Source organism: Aliidiomarina quisquiliarum (assembly GCF_023922585.1).
GTDB classification, from domain to species: Bacteria; Pseudomonadota; Gammaproteobacteria; order Enterobacterales; family Alteromonadaceae; genus Aliidiomarina; species Aliidiomarina quisquiliarum.
Genome location: NZ_JAMFTN010000014.1, coordinates 147,770 through 164,347, shown reverse-complemented (window position 1 = coordinate 164,347; position 16,578 = coordinate 147,770). Strand labels below are relative to the sequence as shown.

21 protein-coding genes and 1 pseudogene are annotated in these 16,578 nt (G+C 45.3%); 11 read left to right on the top strand and 11 right to left on the bottom strand.

What is annotated here, in order from left to right:
• Positions 1-61 precede the first annotated feature (61 nt).
• Positions 62-901, top strand: a complete 840-nt coding sequence (rluF, locus tag M1L23_RS03490; protein ID WP_252625707.1) for a 23S rRNA pseudouridine(2604) synthase RluF — start codon at positions 62-64, stop codon at positions 899-901.
• Here rluF and M1L23_RS03485 read toward each other — a convergent pair.
• Both M1L23_RS03485 and M1L23_RS03480 read right to left on the bottom strand, forming a co-directional pair.
• Positions 898-1,806 (bottom strand): metallophosphoesterase, encoded by a 909-nt coding sequence (locus M1L23_RS03485; protein WP_252625701.1) that lies wholly within the window; start codon positions 1,804-1,806, stop codon positions 898-900. The genes rluF and M1L23_RS03485 overlap by 4 nt on opposite strands.
• Before the next feature lie 26 nt (positions 1,807-1,832).
• Positions 1,833-2,897, bottom strand: a complete 1,065-nt coding sequence (locus tag M1L23_RS03480) for a helix-turn-helix transcriptional regulator (protein WP_252625700.1) — start codon at positions 2,895-2,897, stop codon at positions 1,833-1,835.
• 244 nt (positions 2,898-3,141) lie between these two features.
• Here M1L23_RS03480 and bcsG (M1L23_RS03475) point away from each other — a divergent pair.
• Both bcsG (M1L23_RS03475) and bcsG (M1L23_RS03470) read left to right on the top strand, forming a co-directional pair.
• Positions 3,142-4,161 (top strand): annotated as a pseudogene (bcsG, locus tag M1L23_RS03475) (cellulose biosynthesis protein BcsG); the annotation flags it as partial.
• A gap of 18 nt (positions 4,162-4,179) precedes the next feature.
• A complete protein-coding gene (bcsG, locus tag M1L23_RS03470) occupies positions 4,180-4,557 on the top strand; it encodes a cellulose biosynthesis protein BcsG (RefSeq protein ID WP_256473601.1) in 378 nt (125 codons plus the stop codon).
• Positions 4,558-4,633: 76 nt separating this feature from the next.
• On the opposite strand, the gene M1L23_RS03465 is transcribed toward bcsG (M1L23_RS03470), so the two are convergent.
• Both M1L23_RS03465 and M1L23_RS03460 read right to left on the bottom strand, forming a co-directional pair.
• Positions 4,634-4,864, bottom strand: coding sequence for a hexameric tyrosine-coordinated heme protein (locus M1L23_RS03465; protein ID WP_252625698.1), 231 nt, complete (start codon positions 4,862-4,864; stop codon positions 4,634-4,636).
• A 118-nt stretch (positions 4,865-4,982) separates the two neighbouring features.
• A complete protein-coding gene (locus M1L23_RS03460; RefSeq protein WP_252625696.1) occupies positions 4,983-5,552 on the bottom strand; it encodes an HdeD family acid-resistance protein in 570 nt (189 codons plus the stop codon).
• Positions 5,553-5,748: 196 nt separating this feature from the next.
• On the opposite strand from M1L23_RS03460, the gene M1L23_RS03455 reads away from it, so the two are divergent.
• Positions 5,749-6,009 carry a DUF2164 domain-containing protein gene (locus M1L23_RS03455; RefSeq protein ID WP_252625695.1) on the top strand — a complete coding sequence of 87 codons (261 nt, stop codon included), beginning with the start codon at positions 5,749-5,751 and terminating at the stop codon, positions 6,007-6,009.
• 21 nt (positions 6,010-6,030) lie between these two features.
• On the opposite strand, the gene M1L23_RS03450 is transcribed toward M1L23_RS03455, so the two are convergent.
• The 3 genes from M1L23_RS03450 to cynS form a co-directional block, all read right to left on the bottom strand.
• Positions 6,031-6,747 (bottom strand): ZIP family metal transporter, encoded by a 717-nt coding sequence (locus M1L23_RS03450; RefSeq protein ID WP_252625693.1) that lies wholly within the window; start codon positions 6,745-6,747, stop codon positions 6,031-6,033.
• A 72-nt stretch (positions 6,748-6,819) separates the two neighbouring features.
• Positions 6,820-7,545 (bottom strand): TrmH family RNA methyltransferase, encoded by a 726-nt coding sequence (locus M1L23_RS03445; protein ID WP_252625692.1) that lies wholly within the window; start codon positions 7,543-7,545, stop codon positions 6,820-6,822.
• Between the two features lie 9 nt (positions 7,546-7,554).
• Positions 7,555-7,986 (bottom strand): cyanase, encoded by a 432-nt coding sequence (gene cynS, locus M1L23_RS03440; RefSeq protein ID WP_252625691.1) that lies wholly within the window; start codon positions 7,984-7,986, stop codon positions 7,555-7,557.
• Between the two features lie 348 nt (positions 7,987-8,334).
• Here cynS and M1L23_RS03435 point away from each other — a divergent pair, with 348 nt between their 5' ends.
• From M1L23_RS03435 to M1L23_RS03410, 6 genes are all read left to right on the top strand, one after another.
• Entirely contained in the window at positions 8,335-8,898 is a 564-nt protein-coding gene (locus tag M1L23_RS03435) for a D-sedoheptulose-7-phosphate isomerase (RefSeq protein ID WP_252625690.1), read from the top strand.
• Positions 8,898-10,421: a bifunctional D-glycero-beta-D-manno-heptose-7-phosphate kinase/D-glycero-beta-D-manno-heptose 1-phosphate adenylyltransferase HldE gene (hldE, locus tag M1L23_RS03430; protein WP_420840626.1), complete on the top strand. Its 1,524-nt coding sequence runs from the start codon at positions 8,898-8,900 to the stop codon at positions 10,419-10,421. Before M1L23_RS03435 ends, hldE begins: the two co-directional genes overlap by 1 nt.
• Positions 10,408-11,499 carry a glycosyltransferase family 9 protein gene (locus M1L23_RS03425; protein ID WP_252625688.1) on the top strand — a complete coding sequence of 364 codons (1,092 nt, stop codon included), beginning with the start codon at positions 10,408-10,410 and terminating at the stop codon, positions 11,497-11,499. Before hldE ends, M1L23_RS03425 begins: the two co-directional genes overlap by 14 nt.
• A 1-nt stretch (position 11,500) precedes the next feature.
• Positions 11,501-12,064, top strand: a complete 564-nt coding sequence (gene gmhB, locus M1L23_RS03420; RefSeq protein ID WP_252625687.1) for a D-glycero-beta-D-manno-heptose 1,7-bisphosphate 7-phosphatase — start codon at positions 11,501-11,503, stop codon at positions 12,062-12,064.
• A 106-nt stretch (positions 12,065-12,170) separates the two neighbouring features.
• Positions 12,171-12,626 (top strand): hypothetical protein, encoded by a 456-nt coding sequence (locus tag M1L23_RS03415; RefSeq protein WP_252625686.1) that lies wholly within the window; start codon positions 12,171-12,173, stop codon positions 12,624-12,626.
• A 232-nt stretch (positions 12,627-12,858) separates the two neighbouring features.
• Positions 12,859-13,986: a zinc-binding dehydrogenase gene (locus tag M1L23_RS03410; protein ID WP_252625684.1), complete on the top strand. Its 1,128-nt coding sequence runs from the start codon at positions 12,859-12,861 to the stop codon at positions 13,984-13,986.
• Positions 13,987-14,002: 16 nt separating this feature from the next.
• Here M1L23_RS03410 and M1L23_RS03405 read toward each other — a convergent pair whose 3' ends face one another.
• From M1L23_RS03405 to M1L23_RS03390, 4 genes are all read right to left on the bottom strand, one after another.
• Positions 14,003-14,293: a type II toxin-antitoxin system RelE/ParE family toxin gene (locus M1L23_RS03405; RefSeq protein WP_252625682.1), complete on the bottom strand. Its 291-nt coding sequence runs from the start codon at positions 14,291-14,293 to the stop codon at positions 14,003-14,005.
• Positions 14,294-14,563: a type II toxin-antitoxin system Phd/YefM family antitoxin gene (locus tag M1L23_RS03400; RefSeq protein ID WP_252625681.1), complete on the bottom strand. Its 270-nt coding sequence runs from the start codon at positions 14,561-14,563 to the stop codon at positions 14,294-14,296.
• 133 nt (positions 14,564-14,696) lie between these two features.
• Positions 14,697-15,065, bottom strand: a complete 369-nt coding sequence (locus tag M1L23_RS03395) for a helix-turn-helix domain-containing protein (RefSeq protein WP_252625679.1) — start codon at positions 15,063-15,065, stop codon at positions 14,697-14,699.
• Positions 15,055-15,249 (bottom strand): type II toxin-antitoxin system HigB family toxin, encoded by a 195-nt coding sequence (locus M1L23_RS03390; RefSeq protein WP_252625678.1) that lies wholly within the window; start codon positions 15,247-15,249, stop codon positions 15,055-15,057. The genes M1L23_RS03395 and M1L23_RS03390 overlap by 11 nt, the downstream gene beginning before the upstream one ends.
• Positions 15,250-15,594: 345 nt before the next feature.
• Between M1L23_RS03390 and M1L23_RS03385 the strand changes: the two genes are divergently transcribed.
• Positions 15,595-16,548, top strand: coding sequence for an NAD(P)-dependent oxidoreductase (locus M1L23_RS03385; RefSeq protein ID WP_252625676.1), 954 nt, complete (start codon positions 15,595-15,597; stop codon positions 16,546-16,548).
• Positions 16,549-16,578: the final 30 nt, after the last annotated feature.

The window sequence follows — 16,578 nt, the reverse complement described above, 5'->3', positions numbered from 1 at the left end:
CTATAGCTCTCCCTTCCATGCTCGCAGTTAATGCTCGCACTCGAAATTGCAACGGAATTTTATGTCTGACGTTCCTTTAACGCGTTTAAACAAGTTTATTAGTGAAAGTGGTTTTTGCTCGCGTCGCGAAGCCGACGGCTATATTGAAACCGGCCAAGTTGAACTCAACGGCAAGCGGGCAGTGGTGGGCGAAAAGGTTGGCCCTGGCGATGTGGTTAAAGTAAATGGCAAGTTAATTAAACCTACTGCCAAAGACAACTTTGTGTTTATTGCACTAAATAAACCGGTGGGTATTGTTAGCACCACCGACAGTGCTGAAAAAGCCAACCTAGTTGACTTCGTTAAGCATAAAGAACGAATTTTTCCTGTGGGTCGGCTCGATAAAGACTCGCAAGGCCTGCTATTTATGACCAGTAACGGCGACTTAGTGAATCGTATTTTGCGGGCTGGTAACAACCATGAAAAAGAATACATTGTTACCGTCGACAAGCCAATTACCGACGAGTTTATTCACGGCATGGGCAATGGCGTACCTATTTTAGGCCTGGTCACCAATAAGTGTGAAGTAACGCAATTATCTCGCTTTGTGTTTCGTATTATTCTGGTGCAAGGTTTAAACCGACAAATTCGACGTATGACTGAACACTTCGGCTTTACCGTTAAGAAATTAGAGCGTATTCGTATAATGCACGTAAGTTTAGGCGACTTACCGGTAGGTAAATGGCGCGATCTCAGCAAAGACGAGCTCGACACCTTGCTAAAGGCTATTGAACATTCTTCCTCGGAAGCCCCGCCAGGGCACCGCCGCCGCCAACCTAAAACAAAACAAAAAAAGGCTGTACAGCGCCGTACCCGAACCCGCACTATGGCGTCGTCTGCGCGCCCGTCTCGGCGGCGTTAAACCGCTACAAACTTGCTATCACATAACTGCTGCTCACCGTCAAACCGGTAAGCAGCCATTAACCCATTAGGCTCTACTACGGTCCAGTCGACACAGGCTATATGACGTGACTGTAAATGGGGCGTGCCACGCATCCAATAATGACCTAAAAACAGCGGCTTTTTATTGTCATAACCGGGCAACTTACTTACATCCATATCGGTGTTTGGTAAGTCCTTTATATTGTCCACCCCAATAGCCAATGCCCGGTAGCTGCGGGCGTCTTCACGCCACCATTTGGTGCGTATTTTAAATCGCTCATGGCCGTCTTGATCAACGAAGGAATAGCCGGCTGGTAAGTCAACTTCCCAGCCTTTACTTAATACTTCTAAGGCTCCAAACAAAGGATGTTGCTTGTTACCCGACAAGGACCAGGCGTTTTCTAATAAAGCTCCCGAAGGGTCCGTATGTTGATCAAGTATGTGTTTCGACGGTGTATGCCAGCAGGCGTGTACCACGCGCAATTCGGGTAAGTCTAAATAAACAGGTAACGACTTAAACCACGCAATGGTACTTTCATACCAACCTTTATGGCCTTCACAAGCTTGTAAAAACGCTTCGTGCTGACTTCGATTTCTGTCTGTATGTGGGCGTAAATAATTTCCCTGCTGGTCTTGCATAACCCAGCCAACCGCATTGTATTCATGATTACCCATAATCGCTAAAGCATGCCCCGCTTCTTGCATATTACGAATAATATTCACGGTTTCACGCTGCTCTGGCCCGCGGTCAATTAAATCGCCTACGGAAATTAGAATACGTTCTGAATGGCGCCATACGCCTTGTTGTTTGTAATAGCCAAGTTTTTTTAATAATGCTTCCAGTCGATGCGCATAACCATGCACATCGCCAATAATATCGTACATACTTACCTCAAATTATTTTACTAATTTTAGCTCAGTTTAGGCACATTAAGTTTACCTGTGTCTATATGGCTTATTGCTTGGCGTAATTCGTTTTCAATATAAACTTGAAAGGGGGCTGGCTCTATCACCCGTAAATAAGGTGCGCGGGCAATAATCCACTGGGCAAAGTGCAAGGTGTTGGGTACATCAACTTCAAGAGTGTAGTAGCCAGGGCGGCTTGGAATTGCTGTAATCACTTGGTTTTCACCTAAAGGCGCATATTCAATTTCACGCACCACGGAAATAAAAATATCGGCGGTTAAACGAAACGCTTCGCCTAGCTCTGGAATACGTTGTGTATTTAAAAACCCTAATTCTCCGCGGCGGGCGTATTCTTCAAGATCAAAGTCGCCCACTTCAATGCCCAACGCTAGGCTGCGCTTTACTTCCGACATACGCGTTAAAGGAAAACGCCGAATAGAACCTTCACTCGTACGGGCAATTAAATAAGCTTGTGGACCACGGTAATAGAAGGCTAAGGCTAAGCACTTCACTTCTGAACTGGGTTGGTCGTGTGCTCGGCGATACTGAAAACACAGGCCGTCTTGCTCTAAGGCTGCATAAAGAACGTCCTTGAATAAGTCTTCAGGTATATTAGGTCGTTCCAGCCGATGCGAGGCTGGCATTACCTTTACCCGCTCGCGCCATTTAGCACTAGCGCGTTTGGTGCTGGCTAATTGACCTTTAGCCCGTTCAAACAAGTCACTTACCGCGGCTGAAATAAGTGGCTCAGCCACTAGCTTTACCTGTTGCTCGGCAATAACCATCGCCAAGGCAAGGCTTTCATCTAAGCTTAACAGTTTTTCAAATTCTGTTGTATCTACCGACCAAATGGAAGGTTTGCCACTTTTTTTCTCAACACAATATAAACCATATTGATTTTCAATTAGCTCTAATGTTCTCTGAATAGCACGCAGAGCATTATCTCTATTATCCATTTTATAGTCTGGGTTACTGCTCAGGTGGTTATATATTTCGTCTGTTGTGGCCTGTCGACCAAAAAGAAACAACAGTATTTCAATAGCGCGCACCGTAGATGACATTGCAGCCATAGTCGAACACTCCCTGATTAATAAATATATCACTCTGCTGAATCTAGCTGTTTTAAGTAACAAATGAAACAATAAAGAGTCCTTGCTAGTTTAACCAAAGCGCTTTAGTGTTGTTAAGTGAGTCTAGATTCAACTAACACTACAAAAGTCGACTTTATTTTCCTCTCGTGGTCGATATTTGCGTATTATTAGTTCGCCACATAACTCCTCGATAGCTAAATAACATGCCTGATGATTTGTATCGATTACAGCGCCAGCAAGTACTTTACACCCCATTTTTTCCTGGCCAGGCCTAGGTATTTGGAGCTTTTACTTTTTGCTTAAGGTGGCCTTAGTTACTCAAGGTACCCTTACACTTAATGTACTTTGGAACCTGGCTTTATTTGCATTTCTAGTTATACCTGTTGGCCCTCGTTGGTTGCGCATTAGTCGGCAAGTGGTTGCTATAAGTGCGGCTGTAGTATTAATTTACTCAGAAAGTAACTTACCACCTTTTGAACGTTTAATTGATCAATGGCATTTAGTAAGTTCGTTTAGCACTCGGTATTTATTCGAATTAGTAGTACGCATAGTACCGGTTGAATGGATTGCCGCCTTTCTTATAAGCTGCATTTTATATATGTACCTGGCTAAATTCTTGTGAATGACAACGGTTACGCTAGCGGTTTTAATTAGCGTACCTTTTTGGTCAGGCGTGAGTGTTAGCAACACGCCCGCTACCGCCACCACACCGGCCACAGGACAGCAAACAGCAGCAACACCGGCCCAGGGGCTAACACCACTAGAACCAAGCCAGGTATTAGAGCGCTTTTATCGGCAGCAGCGTGAAATTAAGCTAACCCCAAACCTAAATATTAAACCTGAATTCGATATACTAGTGCTTAATATATGCTCTCTTTCATGGAGCGACTTAAAAGCCTTTGATTTACTTGAGCACCCTTTTATGTCGCGGGCCGACATATTACTCACCAATTTTTACTCTGCTAGCTCGTACTCTGGCCCTGCTGCCTTGCATTTATTACAAGCTAGCTGCGGCCAGCGCCCCCATGCGGAAATATTTACCCCCATACAAAGCTGTACCTTAGGCGCCCAGCTGGCTGAGCAAGGTTTTAGTAGTGAAATTCGCATGAATCATACGGGTGCATTCGATAACTTTCTGCAAGAGCTACAGCAATTAGGTGGCTTGCAAAATGCACCTTTTATTCAGCCCAGTCAATTTCCAGTGGCCATGGAAGGGTTCGACCAATCGCCTATTTATTCCGACAGTGCCGTGCTTGTGGTTATGGTGCCCGAACATGGCGCCGGGCTAGACGGCGACCGCTTCCAGTTACCGGGTATGCGTGAAATACCAACCCCTGCCCTTACCCATGTGCCCGTTATGCTCAAGCTATTTGGGCCAGGCCTAACCAGAACAAATACCGAGCAAAAACCTGTTAAGGTGTCGCACAACACTAGCGCGCTGGCAATAACCGACGCTATTTATAAAATAATCGCCCAACAGCCTTTCTCTACAGGCAAATACGAGCCCGAGGAAGTTGCCGACAGCTTGCCTATGTCGCGGCCCGTTGCTGAAAATGAGCGGGTAGTAATGATGGAAGTAAATGGCGAGTTCTACCTACAAATAAACCGTGGCGACTGGCGGCCTTATAAAGACAAATAAATACCAGCCCCGCTGCTCTCAGTAAGAACAAAGCAGGGCCAGCATAATGCCGTTTAAAGGTTGTAGCTCGTATTAATTATGGGCGCCAGTAGTTATTAGCCGCCGCCACAGTTTGAAAGTTTGTCGCTATAACGTGGGAAGCCGCCGTTAACGAGTCCGCTGAATGAGCATAGTCTGGTCGTAACCTTTTTAATACGTCCATGTCAGGCTGCGTGTACTTTACGCCCCTGCGGCTTAGCGTGATAGCCAATTCAAAGCCTTCTTGTGGCGTGGCAGTAATTAATGATGGTAACCATGTGTCTGTCATAATAAATTCTTCCTTATATGAGTTTTAAAACCAGCTTTCAAAACACGCTTTTAAAATGTATGTTCATAAACATAGCAGATATTTACACCTAGTCACCAACAAAATATAGCTATTTTTCTTAGTGAGCTAAACGCTTACCAAACGAACGCGCTTTCAATGCTAAAACCACAAGTACAACGCCAAAAATAAGTGCGTATGTAGCAATAACCCACAGCAAAGCAATGGCGCCCATCATTGGCTGGGCCATTAAAAACCCACCTAAAATTACCGACAGTAAACCGCCTAACACCAGCAGCCATTCGCCTTTAATTTCTTTCCGCAACCGAACTGCTAACACTATTTGTAAAACACCTGTGGCAATGGCCCAAATAGCAATATAAAACATTAGTGCTATGGCGGTTAACGCTGGGTTCATTAACGTTAATACCCCCACCGCAACACCAAGCAAGCCCCACACCAACAACGCCCACCAATGATCCCGTTGGTTACGCTCCGATACAGCAGTCCACACTCCTAACACACCATCGACCAACACATAAGCACCGAACAATATAAGTAGCACTGCCACCGACGCTTCAGGCATACCCCAAGCAGCCACACCAAAGGCAATAGCAAATAGCCCACGAAGTAATAACACCCACCACGTACGCGACAGCACATACGCCAGTTGTAAAGTTCCACTATCCATTATTTAGCCCACCTTTATTTATTATGTAACGTTCATTAATTGCTTTAGCTTAGCATGGCCTACTTTGATTACCGCTACAATTAAATCATTCAACAGGCTACACTGAACCCACAAATTCAACAATAAACTCAAGCCATTAGCTAGTTAAGTACTAATCTTAAAGTATAGTATTTGGAATTCATAAGGAGTGCTACCAATGATTGAAATGAAGTTTTCTGCGGCTGATAAAGAAATGCTGGTGTACAAAGTAACCAAGTATTTTAATGACGAGCTTGGTCAAAACATTGGTAATTTTGAGGCGGAGTTTCTTATCGACTTCTTTATCGAGCAAATAGGGCCAGCTATATACAACAAAGGCTTAAACGACGCCCATAAAATATTACTCGAGCGCGTAGATGAATTTGGTTACTTAGTGCAAGAACAAGAAAAACCCACTGATTATGGTCGCTCCTCTTAGTTAATTAAACCCCGGTACTAATTAAGCGCCCACCAACATATTTCCCATTAAGCCAAGCAAAAAGCCTGCTACCGCACCTAAAGCAGGCATCCATTTGTTATTCAGCTTGGCTTGTGGGGCAATATCATCAAACACTAAATATAATATGCCACCACTAGCAAACAGCATGAGCGCTGCTAACGCATGGGGGCTGGCCGCCAGCCAAAAATAGCCGATAACTCCTGCAACAGGCCCTAACAAGGCCATAGCTGCAAAAGCCGATATTATTTTATTCGGTGACAGTTTCGACGAGCTTGCTAACTCCTCAAAGGAATTAAACCCTTCGGGTGCATTCTGTAACGCAATAAGCACCGCTAATAGCACGCCCGCACTTTGGCCGGTGGCAAAGGCCGCACCTAAAGCAATCGCCTCGGGAATAAAGTCTGAAAGCATTGCCACCATTTGCCCAGCCGAGCTTTTTTTCTTCGCTAAATAAATATCAAGCCAACAAAAAAACAGCCCACCTAAGCCAAAATAAATGGCCGCAGGGGCCACATGCAGTTCTTTTGAACCTTCAGGCACCAGCACTAAAGCAATAGCAGAAAGCAGCGCGCCGCCACCAAAGGCTATAATAAAATGCCGCCATTCGGTTCCTAGCCAACTGGGTTTTAGCCGATCGTACTTAGCCAACACGGCACCTATGGGCATTGCCGCACCAGCACACAGTGAAAGAACAATAACAACTGTTAGTTCAGACATTTAGTTCTCGCATTAAAACTCACCCATGAATACCAAACGGTTTTATTACCGCTAAATTTTGCTGTATTTAAATTATGCTGTGCCGCGCTTAAATTCACTTAAAATAATGGCCGTGGCAGTTGCAACGTTTAAACTTTCGGTTTCTTGCAGTGCGCCGAAACGTGGAATACTAATACGCTCGGTAACTAAGGCTTCAATAGGTGAACGAATACCATTGGCTTCATTACCCATAACCAATATAGCGTTTTCTGGCAGTGTTTGTTGGTACACCGACCCACCATCCATAAAGGCACCATAAATAGGCAACTGAGTGTCGGCTAAATATTCCTGCAAGTTTAAATACACTACGTTTACCCGTGCTAACGAGCCCATAGTGGCCTGCACTACCTTGGGGTTATAGCAATCAACCGTGTCGGCAGCGCATACCAGTTGCGTTATACCAAACCAGTCGCATAAACGAATAATAGTGCCTAAGTTGCCCGGATCGCGCACCGCATCTAACGCCACTTTTAACCCGCTATCTGGCAACTGCTTTTCGGTTGGTATAGAAAACACCGCTAAGCAGGCATTGGCGGTGGTTAAATAGCTCATGGTCTTCAATTCTTGTGGGCTTACTTCGATAACCCTTTGGTCTGAAAATAAAGCTGCGTCGGTAGCGAACAAATGCCGCAGCTCAAAGCCTGCTTGAATAAACTCACCAATTACTTTTGGGCCTTCAGCAACAAAACAGCCATGTTTGTCTCGCTGTTTTATTTGCTGCAGGCCCTTCACTAGCTTTTTATGGTTATTGGTTAGCAAGGTTTACTACTACCATTTTTTATAAGGAAGGAACTTACCTGACATGGTTAGTTTCACCCGATCACCGTTTGGATCTTCAACTTTTTCAACATGCATTGAAAAGTCGATGGCGCTCATAATACCGTCGCCAAATTTTTCATGAATAACTGCTTTTAAAGGCATGCCGTATACTTGCATTATTTCATAGAAACGATACACCAGAGGATCGGTAGGAACCACTGGCCCCAAGCCTTTTAATGACGATTCGGTCAGCTCTTCTAAGGCTGCAGCGGGTAGGTCAAGTGCGGCTGCTAGTTTGCCTACTTCTTCAGCTGAGGCACTGGCCTGATGGTAGAATAACGCGGCTACCCATACTTCGTCGTAACCTACTAATTTACCTAAATCTGCAAAGCTTAAACCTTTGGCTTTTTTTGCCGCTAATAATTTATCAGTCAAACTCATATTTAACCCCTAATCACGTTATTAATTGTTGAGCCATTTTTTATATAGCCATTTTATATAGCCATTGTGCAACAGCACTCTAAACCTTGCAACGGCATACTTAATTCGCCCCTTGCAAACATTCTGTAAGGAAAGGCTTGGAATGGCCTTTACCCACTTAATTTGGTATACTAAATGGTACAGTAATACCGTACCTTGGGTGTACTAATTAATATTGCAACGTACTAACAACACCCTGTTGACAATAGCTTTTATAGCATTTGCCCTAACCACCATTGGCCAACTTCCCCCTCTCAGCAAACTAGCTAGGTCAATTGTTTAAGCCCGTTGTAGTAATTTAAGGATTCAATGATGAGTTTTTTTGCTGCGCTTGAGCGCCACAATGCCGTTTTCACCACCATGCATAATCATGCAAACGATGTGCAAACATTATTTTCAGCTGTAACCAACAGCCTTAGCAGTGGCGGTAAAATAGTTTGGTTAGGCAATGGTGGTAGTGCTGCCGACAGCCAACACTTGGCCGCCGAGTTAATGGTGCGATACAAAAATGAACGCGCCCCGCTTGCTTCTATTGCGCTAACTACCGACACCTCTATTTTAACCGCACACCCAAACGACTTTAACTTCGACACGGTGTTTGAGCGCCAAGTGCAAGGTTTAGTACAAGCCAACGATGTTGTTATTGGTTTAACCACCTCAGGCCAAAGCAATAATGTGAACCTAGCACTGGCAGCGGCCAATGAAATAGGCGCCTTCACAGTGGCGTTAACCGGCCGCGACGGCGGCAAAGTAAAAGACATTGCTCAACTAGCTATTATTGTGCAGTCACAAGAAACGGCCCGTATTCAAGAAGCCCACATGTTTATTGGCCACTGGTTATGTGAAGCTTTAGATAAGGAGTTCACGCCATGATCGATATCGTGAAGCTTAGTACCCTCGACAGTGCCCGTGTGCTTGTAGTTGGCGACGTTATGCTAGACCGCTATTTTAAAGGTGACTCGCAACGCATTTCACCCGAAGCCCCCGTTCCTGTTGTGAAAATTACCAGCATTATTGATAAGGCCGGCGGCGCCGCTAACGTTGCCCGCAACATAGCCCATTTAGACGGCCGCATTGGCTTACTTGGTTTAATTGGCAACGACACGGAAGGCGACGTTTTAAGTAATATTTTAATCAAAGACGGCGTGCGTATTAAGTTGGTCAAGCAGCACGAACTACCTACTATTACTAAAATGCGGGTTATTTCACGGCAGCAACAAGTAGTGCGTTTAGACATAGAGCAAAATTTTACCATGCAGCATAGCGAAACACTTGCTAAGCACTTCAAGGCGCTGCTTGCTGATTATAACTTCATTGTTTTTAGCGACTACAACAAAGGCTCCTTAAGTACTGTTGGCCACATGATAAAAATGGCGAAAGCGGCCGGCAAACAAGTGTTGGTAGACCCAAAACAAGCAGATTTAGCGGTGTATAGCGGTGCCGACTTAATTACCCCAAACTTAGCCGAGTTTTGCTTAGCCGGTGGCGACCCAAGCACTGCAGACAGCATGCGCAATTCGGCCCGCGCTATATTAAAGCGCACCGGCATTGGCGCTATGTTACTAACCCGCTCTGAACAAGGCATGTCGCTAATTACCGCTAACGACTATTATCACTTTCCTGCTCAAGTGTTAGAAGTTAGCGACGTCACCGGTGCCGGCGATACGGTTATTGCCACCCTTGCAACCATGCTTAGTGCTGGTATGGAACTACCCCAAGCGGTTGAACTAGCAAACCTTGCGGCGGGTATCGTCGTCGGAAAACGCGGCACAGGTACGGTGTCGTTAACGGAGCTTATGGAAAAAACCAACCAGCATTTATTCCGCCAATTAAGTGCGAACCAGGCCAACTATAAAGCCCCCCACGAACTGGCCGAAATTGAAACAGTACTGCGCCATATTCAATTAGCGCAAAAAAATGGCGAACGTATTGTATTTACTAATGGTTGTTTTGATATTTTGCATGCTGGCCACGTGCGCTACTTAGCCCAAGCCAAAGCATTAGGCCATCGCTTAGTGGTTGGGTTAAATTCCGACGCCTCGGTTACTCGTTTAAAAGGCCCTAACCGGCCAATTAATAACGAACAAGATCGCGCCGCGGTACTTGCCAGTTTAGCCAGTGTCGACTGGGTAATACCCTTTGGCGACAAAGCCAGCGAAAACGACACCCCCTTAGAACTTATTTTAGCCATAACCCCCGACGTATTAGTAAAAGGCGGCGACTACAGCATCGACACCATTGTTGGCGCCAAGGAAGTATTAGCCGCCGGGGGCGAAGTAAAAACCTTAGCCTTTGTACCCGGCCGTTCAACTAGTGCCATTATTGAACGAGCGAATGCTGATCGGACAAATATAGAGCCAGCAAATATAAAGCGAGTAAACTATGCAACTCGGTAAGCCGTTAACTGCAAGCGAACAGTCGATTTGTATCTTACGTTTATCGGCCATTGGCGATGTATGCCACGCAGTAGCGACCGTACAAGCCATTCAACGCCACTATCCTGCCACCCATATCACCTGGATTGTGGGTAAAGTAGAAGCCATGTTATTGGCCAATTTGCCTGGCATTGAACTTGTGGTTTTTGACAAAAATCTTGGTATGAAAGCCTTTAGCGACTTAAAAAACAAGCTTAAGGGCCGTAAATTCGACGTGTTGCTGCACATGCAGGTGGCCCTACGTGCAAATATTGCTTCGTTAGCCATTAACGCCAAGCGCAAAATAGGCTTCGACAAAGCCCGCAGTAAAGAGCTGCATTCCTTATTTATGCGCGAGCGGGTTGTTCCACAAAACCAAGCCCATGTATTAGAAAACTTTGCCGGCTTTGCTCGCCATATTGGCGTACCTTTTTTAACCACAACCAACGAAAAACCAAACTGGCGCATGCCGTTAGCCGAAACCGATATTCAATGGGCAAGAAATCTATTAAAGCCTTTTCGAGAGCTAGGCCAGCAGCGATTTTTAGTTATTTCCCCCGCAGCTTCAAAAGCTGAACGCAACTGGTTACCAGAGCGCTATGCCGCTATTGCCGATTATGCTAGCGAACAAGGGTTTCAGGTTGTGTTATGTGGTGGGCCAAGTGCCATGGAAACACAGTTACGCGACGATATTTTAAAACATACTCAGGCTAATATTCTCGATGTGGTCGGCAAAACAAGTTTAAAACAACTGCTGGCTTTGCTGCAACAAGCGTCGCTGGTTATCGCCCCCGACACGGGCCCTGCCCACATGGCCGTTACCGTTGGCACCCCGGTTATCGGCCTCTATGGGCATAGCAACCCAGCGCGTACCGGCCCCTATTTGTATCAACATTATGTAGTCGAAGCCTACTACCAGGAATTACAACGCCAAACTGGCAAAACGGTAGCCGAGCTACCCTTTGGAACTCGAGTAAAAGGCGAACATATTATGGCCAATATTAGTGTGAACGCAGTCAAAGCCATGTTTGATAAAGTGATAAAAGAAGAAAACTTATAATATGAATCAAGCACAAGTACATAAGGCGGTATTTTTAGACCGCGACGGCGTTATTAATATCGACCACGGTTATATTTACCAGCCTGAACTATTCAACTTTATCGACGGTGTGTTCGACGCCTGTCGGCACTTTCAAAGTCTCGGCTATTTACTTGTTGTGGTTACCAACCAATCAGGCATTGGCCGTGGCTATTACACTGAAGAACAATTTGCAGTACTAACTAGCTGGATGCGCCAACAATTCGCTGAGCAAGGAATTAAAATATCAGGCGTATATTATTGCCCACACCACGCCGAGAAAGGAAAGCCCCCTTACAATATTCAATGCAACTGCCGTAAACCCGAACCTGGCATGCTGCACCAAGCGATTGACGACTACAATATCGACCCTAGCCAAAGCATTATGCTTGGCGACAAGAAAAGCGACATGCAAGCCGCTGCTGCTGCGGGTATTCAGCGAAAGGTATTGGTACTTTCAGGGCAAAACCTAACTGAAACAGACAAACAAAGCGCCGACGAAATATGGCCCTGTATTCAAACCGGGTTATCTGCGGTTAAACGCTAAGCCTATTTGCTAATATATAAATAAATAGACATCTACAAAGGAAACAGCAAGCATATAAAAAGTGACCAGCGGCATTCCATGAATCATTTCCTTCAGGTGGTATATTATGCGTGTGAAAGTTTTACCCTTGCTCTTCATCGTTTTCATGGTAGCAGGCTGTACTAACAATAAACTGCCTTATGCTAATAGCACCGCTAAACAAGCACTTGCCAATGAGCACCCCGAGTTGTTGGCTTTTACTACAGCTACAGCGCAAAGGCAGCAACTCGTTCAAAATATAGGCTTTGAATATACTTACAGCCTTGCTGAAAGCATACCTCTACTTTATTTGGATATGACAATTACTAACAATTTCAGCCGCATAATCGCCGATATTTACATCACCTGCACCACCTATAATGAGTTTCATAGTGTCCTTGAAAATAAAAGCTATCTTTACCAGGAGTACATGGTTATCGGCGAATCAGTTACGCTGGAAAGAGTTAGTTTTGGCTTTGTAGACGAACGCACACACACTGCTTCATGCAAAATTACCGACGCCGCCAGCATGCCAGCAAATTAAGAGCTTCTATAACTAATGCACGCTTTTTTTCATAGCCGAAGCCTAGTCGCTATGAACTAGCTAGCGCCCTATTTTATGAATTCCTAAGTTTTTTTACTGTACTATTGCTTTAACAAGTAACCGTATGGCTTTTCAAACCATAACTACGTGCTTAACCTTTGTAGTGCAGCCAGCCTAATGCGTTACCCTAAGCTCATCGACAAACAACTTAATTTTTGCAGGAGCAAGTTCTATGACAACCACTAATATTCAACTTACCTCAACCATCAGCGCCGACAACAAACTAACCGTTGCCTTAAACAACGTTGCCATGCCGCAGCCAGGGGCCGATGAAGTGGTTGTTCGCATTGAAGCGGCGCCATTAAACCCGTCTGACTTAGCCGTTATGTTCAGTGTTGCGGCGATGACCACAGCAACGCAAACAGGCACAGAGCAACAGCCCGTTATTAGTGCCGATGTACCAGCCAAGTTCATGCCTGCGGTAACCACCCGGGTGGGCAAAGCCATGCCAGTGGGTAACGAAGGCGCAGGCACCGTTGTCGCAGCCGGCTCATCGCCGGCGGCACAAGCACTAATGGGTAAAATGGTCGCTGTGATCGGTGGTGGCACCTACCGTCAGTACTTATGCGCCAATGTGCAAAGTTGTTTAGAATTAAAAGCCGGCACCACCGCCAAAGAAGGCGCGTCGTCGTTTGTTAACCCGCTTACCGCACTTGCCATGGTTGAAACCATGCGCGCTGAAGGCCACAAAGCCATTATCCATGCCGCGGCAGCCTCAAGCCTTGGCCAAATGCTCAACCGCATTTGTATTGCCGACGGCATCGACCTAATCAACATCGTGCGTAAAGAAGAACAAGAAACCCTGCTACGCAACATGGGCGCCAAGTATGTGGTGAACTCTAGCAGCGACAGCTTCCTTGCCGACTTAACCGCCGCCATTATTGAAACCGGCGCCACTATTTCCTTCGACCCCATTGGCGGCGGCCAACTCACCAGCGACATTTTAAACTGCATGGAAGCGGCCATAACCCACGACGTAGAAGAATATAACGTGTATGGCTCAAGTACCTTCAAACAAGCCTACATTTACGGCGCATTAAACCGCGGCCCTATAACGCTTAACCGTAACTTCGGCTTCGCCTGGGGCGTTAATGGCTTCTTGTTATTCAACGCACTCGGCAAATTAAAGCCTGAAACCGTCATGGCCATGCGCAAACGCGTAGCAAATGAAATTACCACCACCTTTGCCAGCCACTACACCCATGAAGTGTCGCTCGCAGGCGCATTACAAATGGAATCGATAGCGGCGTATTCAAAGCAAGCCACCGGTGAGAAGTATTTAATTACACCGCAGAAGTAGTTTGTAGTTGTTTTTCCTATTCAGGTAACTCAAGCTGCCTCTCACTTCGCCAAACTCGAATGAGCACAACCTCGGTTTCTTGTCTCAGGTAAACAACTCGAAATGGTGAATGGATTAACTCTCGGATATGGTTTATGCCAAACTCGGAAACAATCCGACCTGCATCAGGGTGGCGCACTAATATTTCCGCGTGCTCAAGAATGGCTGCCACATACTCATTACCGATATGTGGCACGCCTGCTTCACTGTAATGCTCTTGAATAGCTAGCAAATCCTTAAGAGCGGACTGGGCAATACGCAATTCCATTTAGCTAATGCCCAGTGCTTTCTTCGCCTCAGCTATAGAAACAGTGTTGCCCTCGCGAACATCCATGAGGCCTTGGGCCACCGCCTTAACAAACCGAAGTTCCTCAGCAGCTCTCTCAAACTCATCCAGCCCTTGAACCACGGCTATACCACGACCACGGCTCGTCAGCAGGATTGGGCGACCTGTATCTTGAGCTCGGTTAACCACCTTCCCAGGATTAACTTTTAGATCTGAAAGTGGCACTACATCTTCAGAAAACTTTACTTGCATAACACATACTCCAAAACCTAACTGGTACTATTAATAACACCAGTTAACAGGCCCGGTCAATTGTTAGGTGTCGAGAACGTATTTGAGCTAATACCAATAAAACCCAGCTAAAGCGGACTCACTTACCGCTTTTTTACTTAACTAGTTCATACTCTTTCACTAAACAATCTAAAGGGATGTTAAGCCCTGTGTTTAGTTTACGGATCATAGCTAATGACAACCCACGTTGGCGGCTTAAAACTTCTGTTACACGGCTGCGCTGGCCTAAAAAGGGAACGAGATCTTTATCTTCTAAGCCTTGTTGCTCCATGCGGAATTTTATCGCCTCAATTGGGTCTGGAGCTTCTATCCGATAATGTTCTTCTTCAAAGGCTTGAACCAAGGTTACTAATACTTCTAGTTCATCGCCCTCTGGGGTGTTTGGCTCTGCATCCCAAAGTTGCTCGATACGCGCTAAAGCCGCGCTGTTATCTTCAACGGTTTTGATTGGTTTAATGTGCATTCCAACCTCCTATACGGTTGTTGCCAACAAAGCTTGCGTTACCATAAAGATTTTTAATGGCTTGTGGGGTTCCCCAGTTTGCGTGCCTCGCTTCGTCGTACCAGGCTTTTAACGGCTGTTCTGAGTCTGCATAGTTGGGCTGCTCCCAAAATTGCCGTAAAGCGGCTAATGATATTATTCGCATACATACCCTCGCTCTATTTCCCATTATGGGAAACGAATAGTAAACAGTCAATGCTTATTTTCCCATTACGGGAAATGGTAGGTTTCATACCTACCATAGCTAGCATTTCAGAGGTGCATATACAAAGTATCAAACTGGAATTGCTCAATTGCCTACAAAAACTCGAACCTAGGCTTTATTCTTGAATGGGCTAGAAATAACTACATTCGCCTGCGCAAGTACCTGGCATTGAATAACCCCCTAGTAAGCCTAAAAAAATCAAACTCAATATTTCGGTATACTTAGGTAAAGGCCTTATGTGTAACTTGTAATAAGGCTCACCAGAATAAATTAAGGAAAGATAAAGTGAAAATTGTCGTTTTAGAGTCGCTAGGTATTAGTGATGATGAGTTCAAAAAGCTATCTCAACCTTTGGCTGACAGTGGCCATGAGCTCGTTGTGTATAACGATGGCAAATTAGATAACGAAACGCTTAAAACCAGAATAAAAGATGCCGAAGTTATTGTCATCGCCAACACCCCCTTAAGTGCTGAAGTGTTCGATGCTGCTGAAAAGTTAAAATATATTTCAGTCGCCTTCACCGGTTACAACCATATCGATTTAGACAAGTGCAAAGAGAAAGGCATTAAGGTTTCCAATGCCGCCGGTTACAGCACCCATTCTGTCGCAGAAATTACCTTTGGGCTTATTATTTCACTGTTACGTAATATTGTTCCTTTAGAGGCCGTGGTCAGAAACGGCGGCACCAAAGAAGGCTACCGGCAGATTGATTTAAACGGTAAAACCTTAGGCGTTATAGGCACTGGTAGCATAGGTGGCGCCGTTGCTAAATTAGGTTTAGCCTTCGGCTGTAAGGTTATTGCTTATAACAGAAGTGAAAAGCCTGATTTAATCAGCAAAGGTGTTGAATATAAGCCGTTAGATGAGGTGTTAAAGGCCAGTGATATTGTTACCCTGCACACGCCACTTACCGCTGAAACCAAACACTTAATTAATGCGGATAAGCTCGCATTGATGAAACCCAGTGCAGTGTTAATTAATACGGCAGTAGGCCCGATTGTTGATAACGATGCCTTAGCAGCAGCACTGCACAATGGAACCATTGCGGGTGCAGGTTTAGATAGAGTCGATATGGAGCCACCGGTGCCGGCAAACTACCCTATTCTCGATGCGCCGAATGTGGTGTTACTCCCACACATTGGCTTTGCCACCGAAGAAGCCATGGTACGAAGAGCCGAAATTACCTTTGAAAATATTGTAAAATGGGAACAAGGCGAACAAGAGAACACTGTTTTATAAACATGATTTTATAACCACGGTTTTATAACC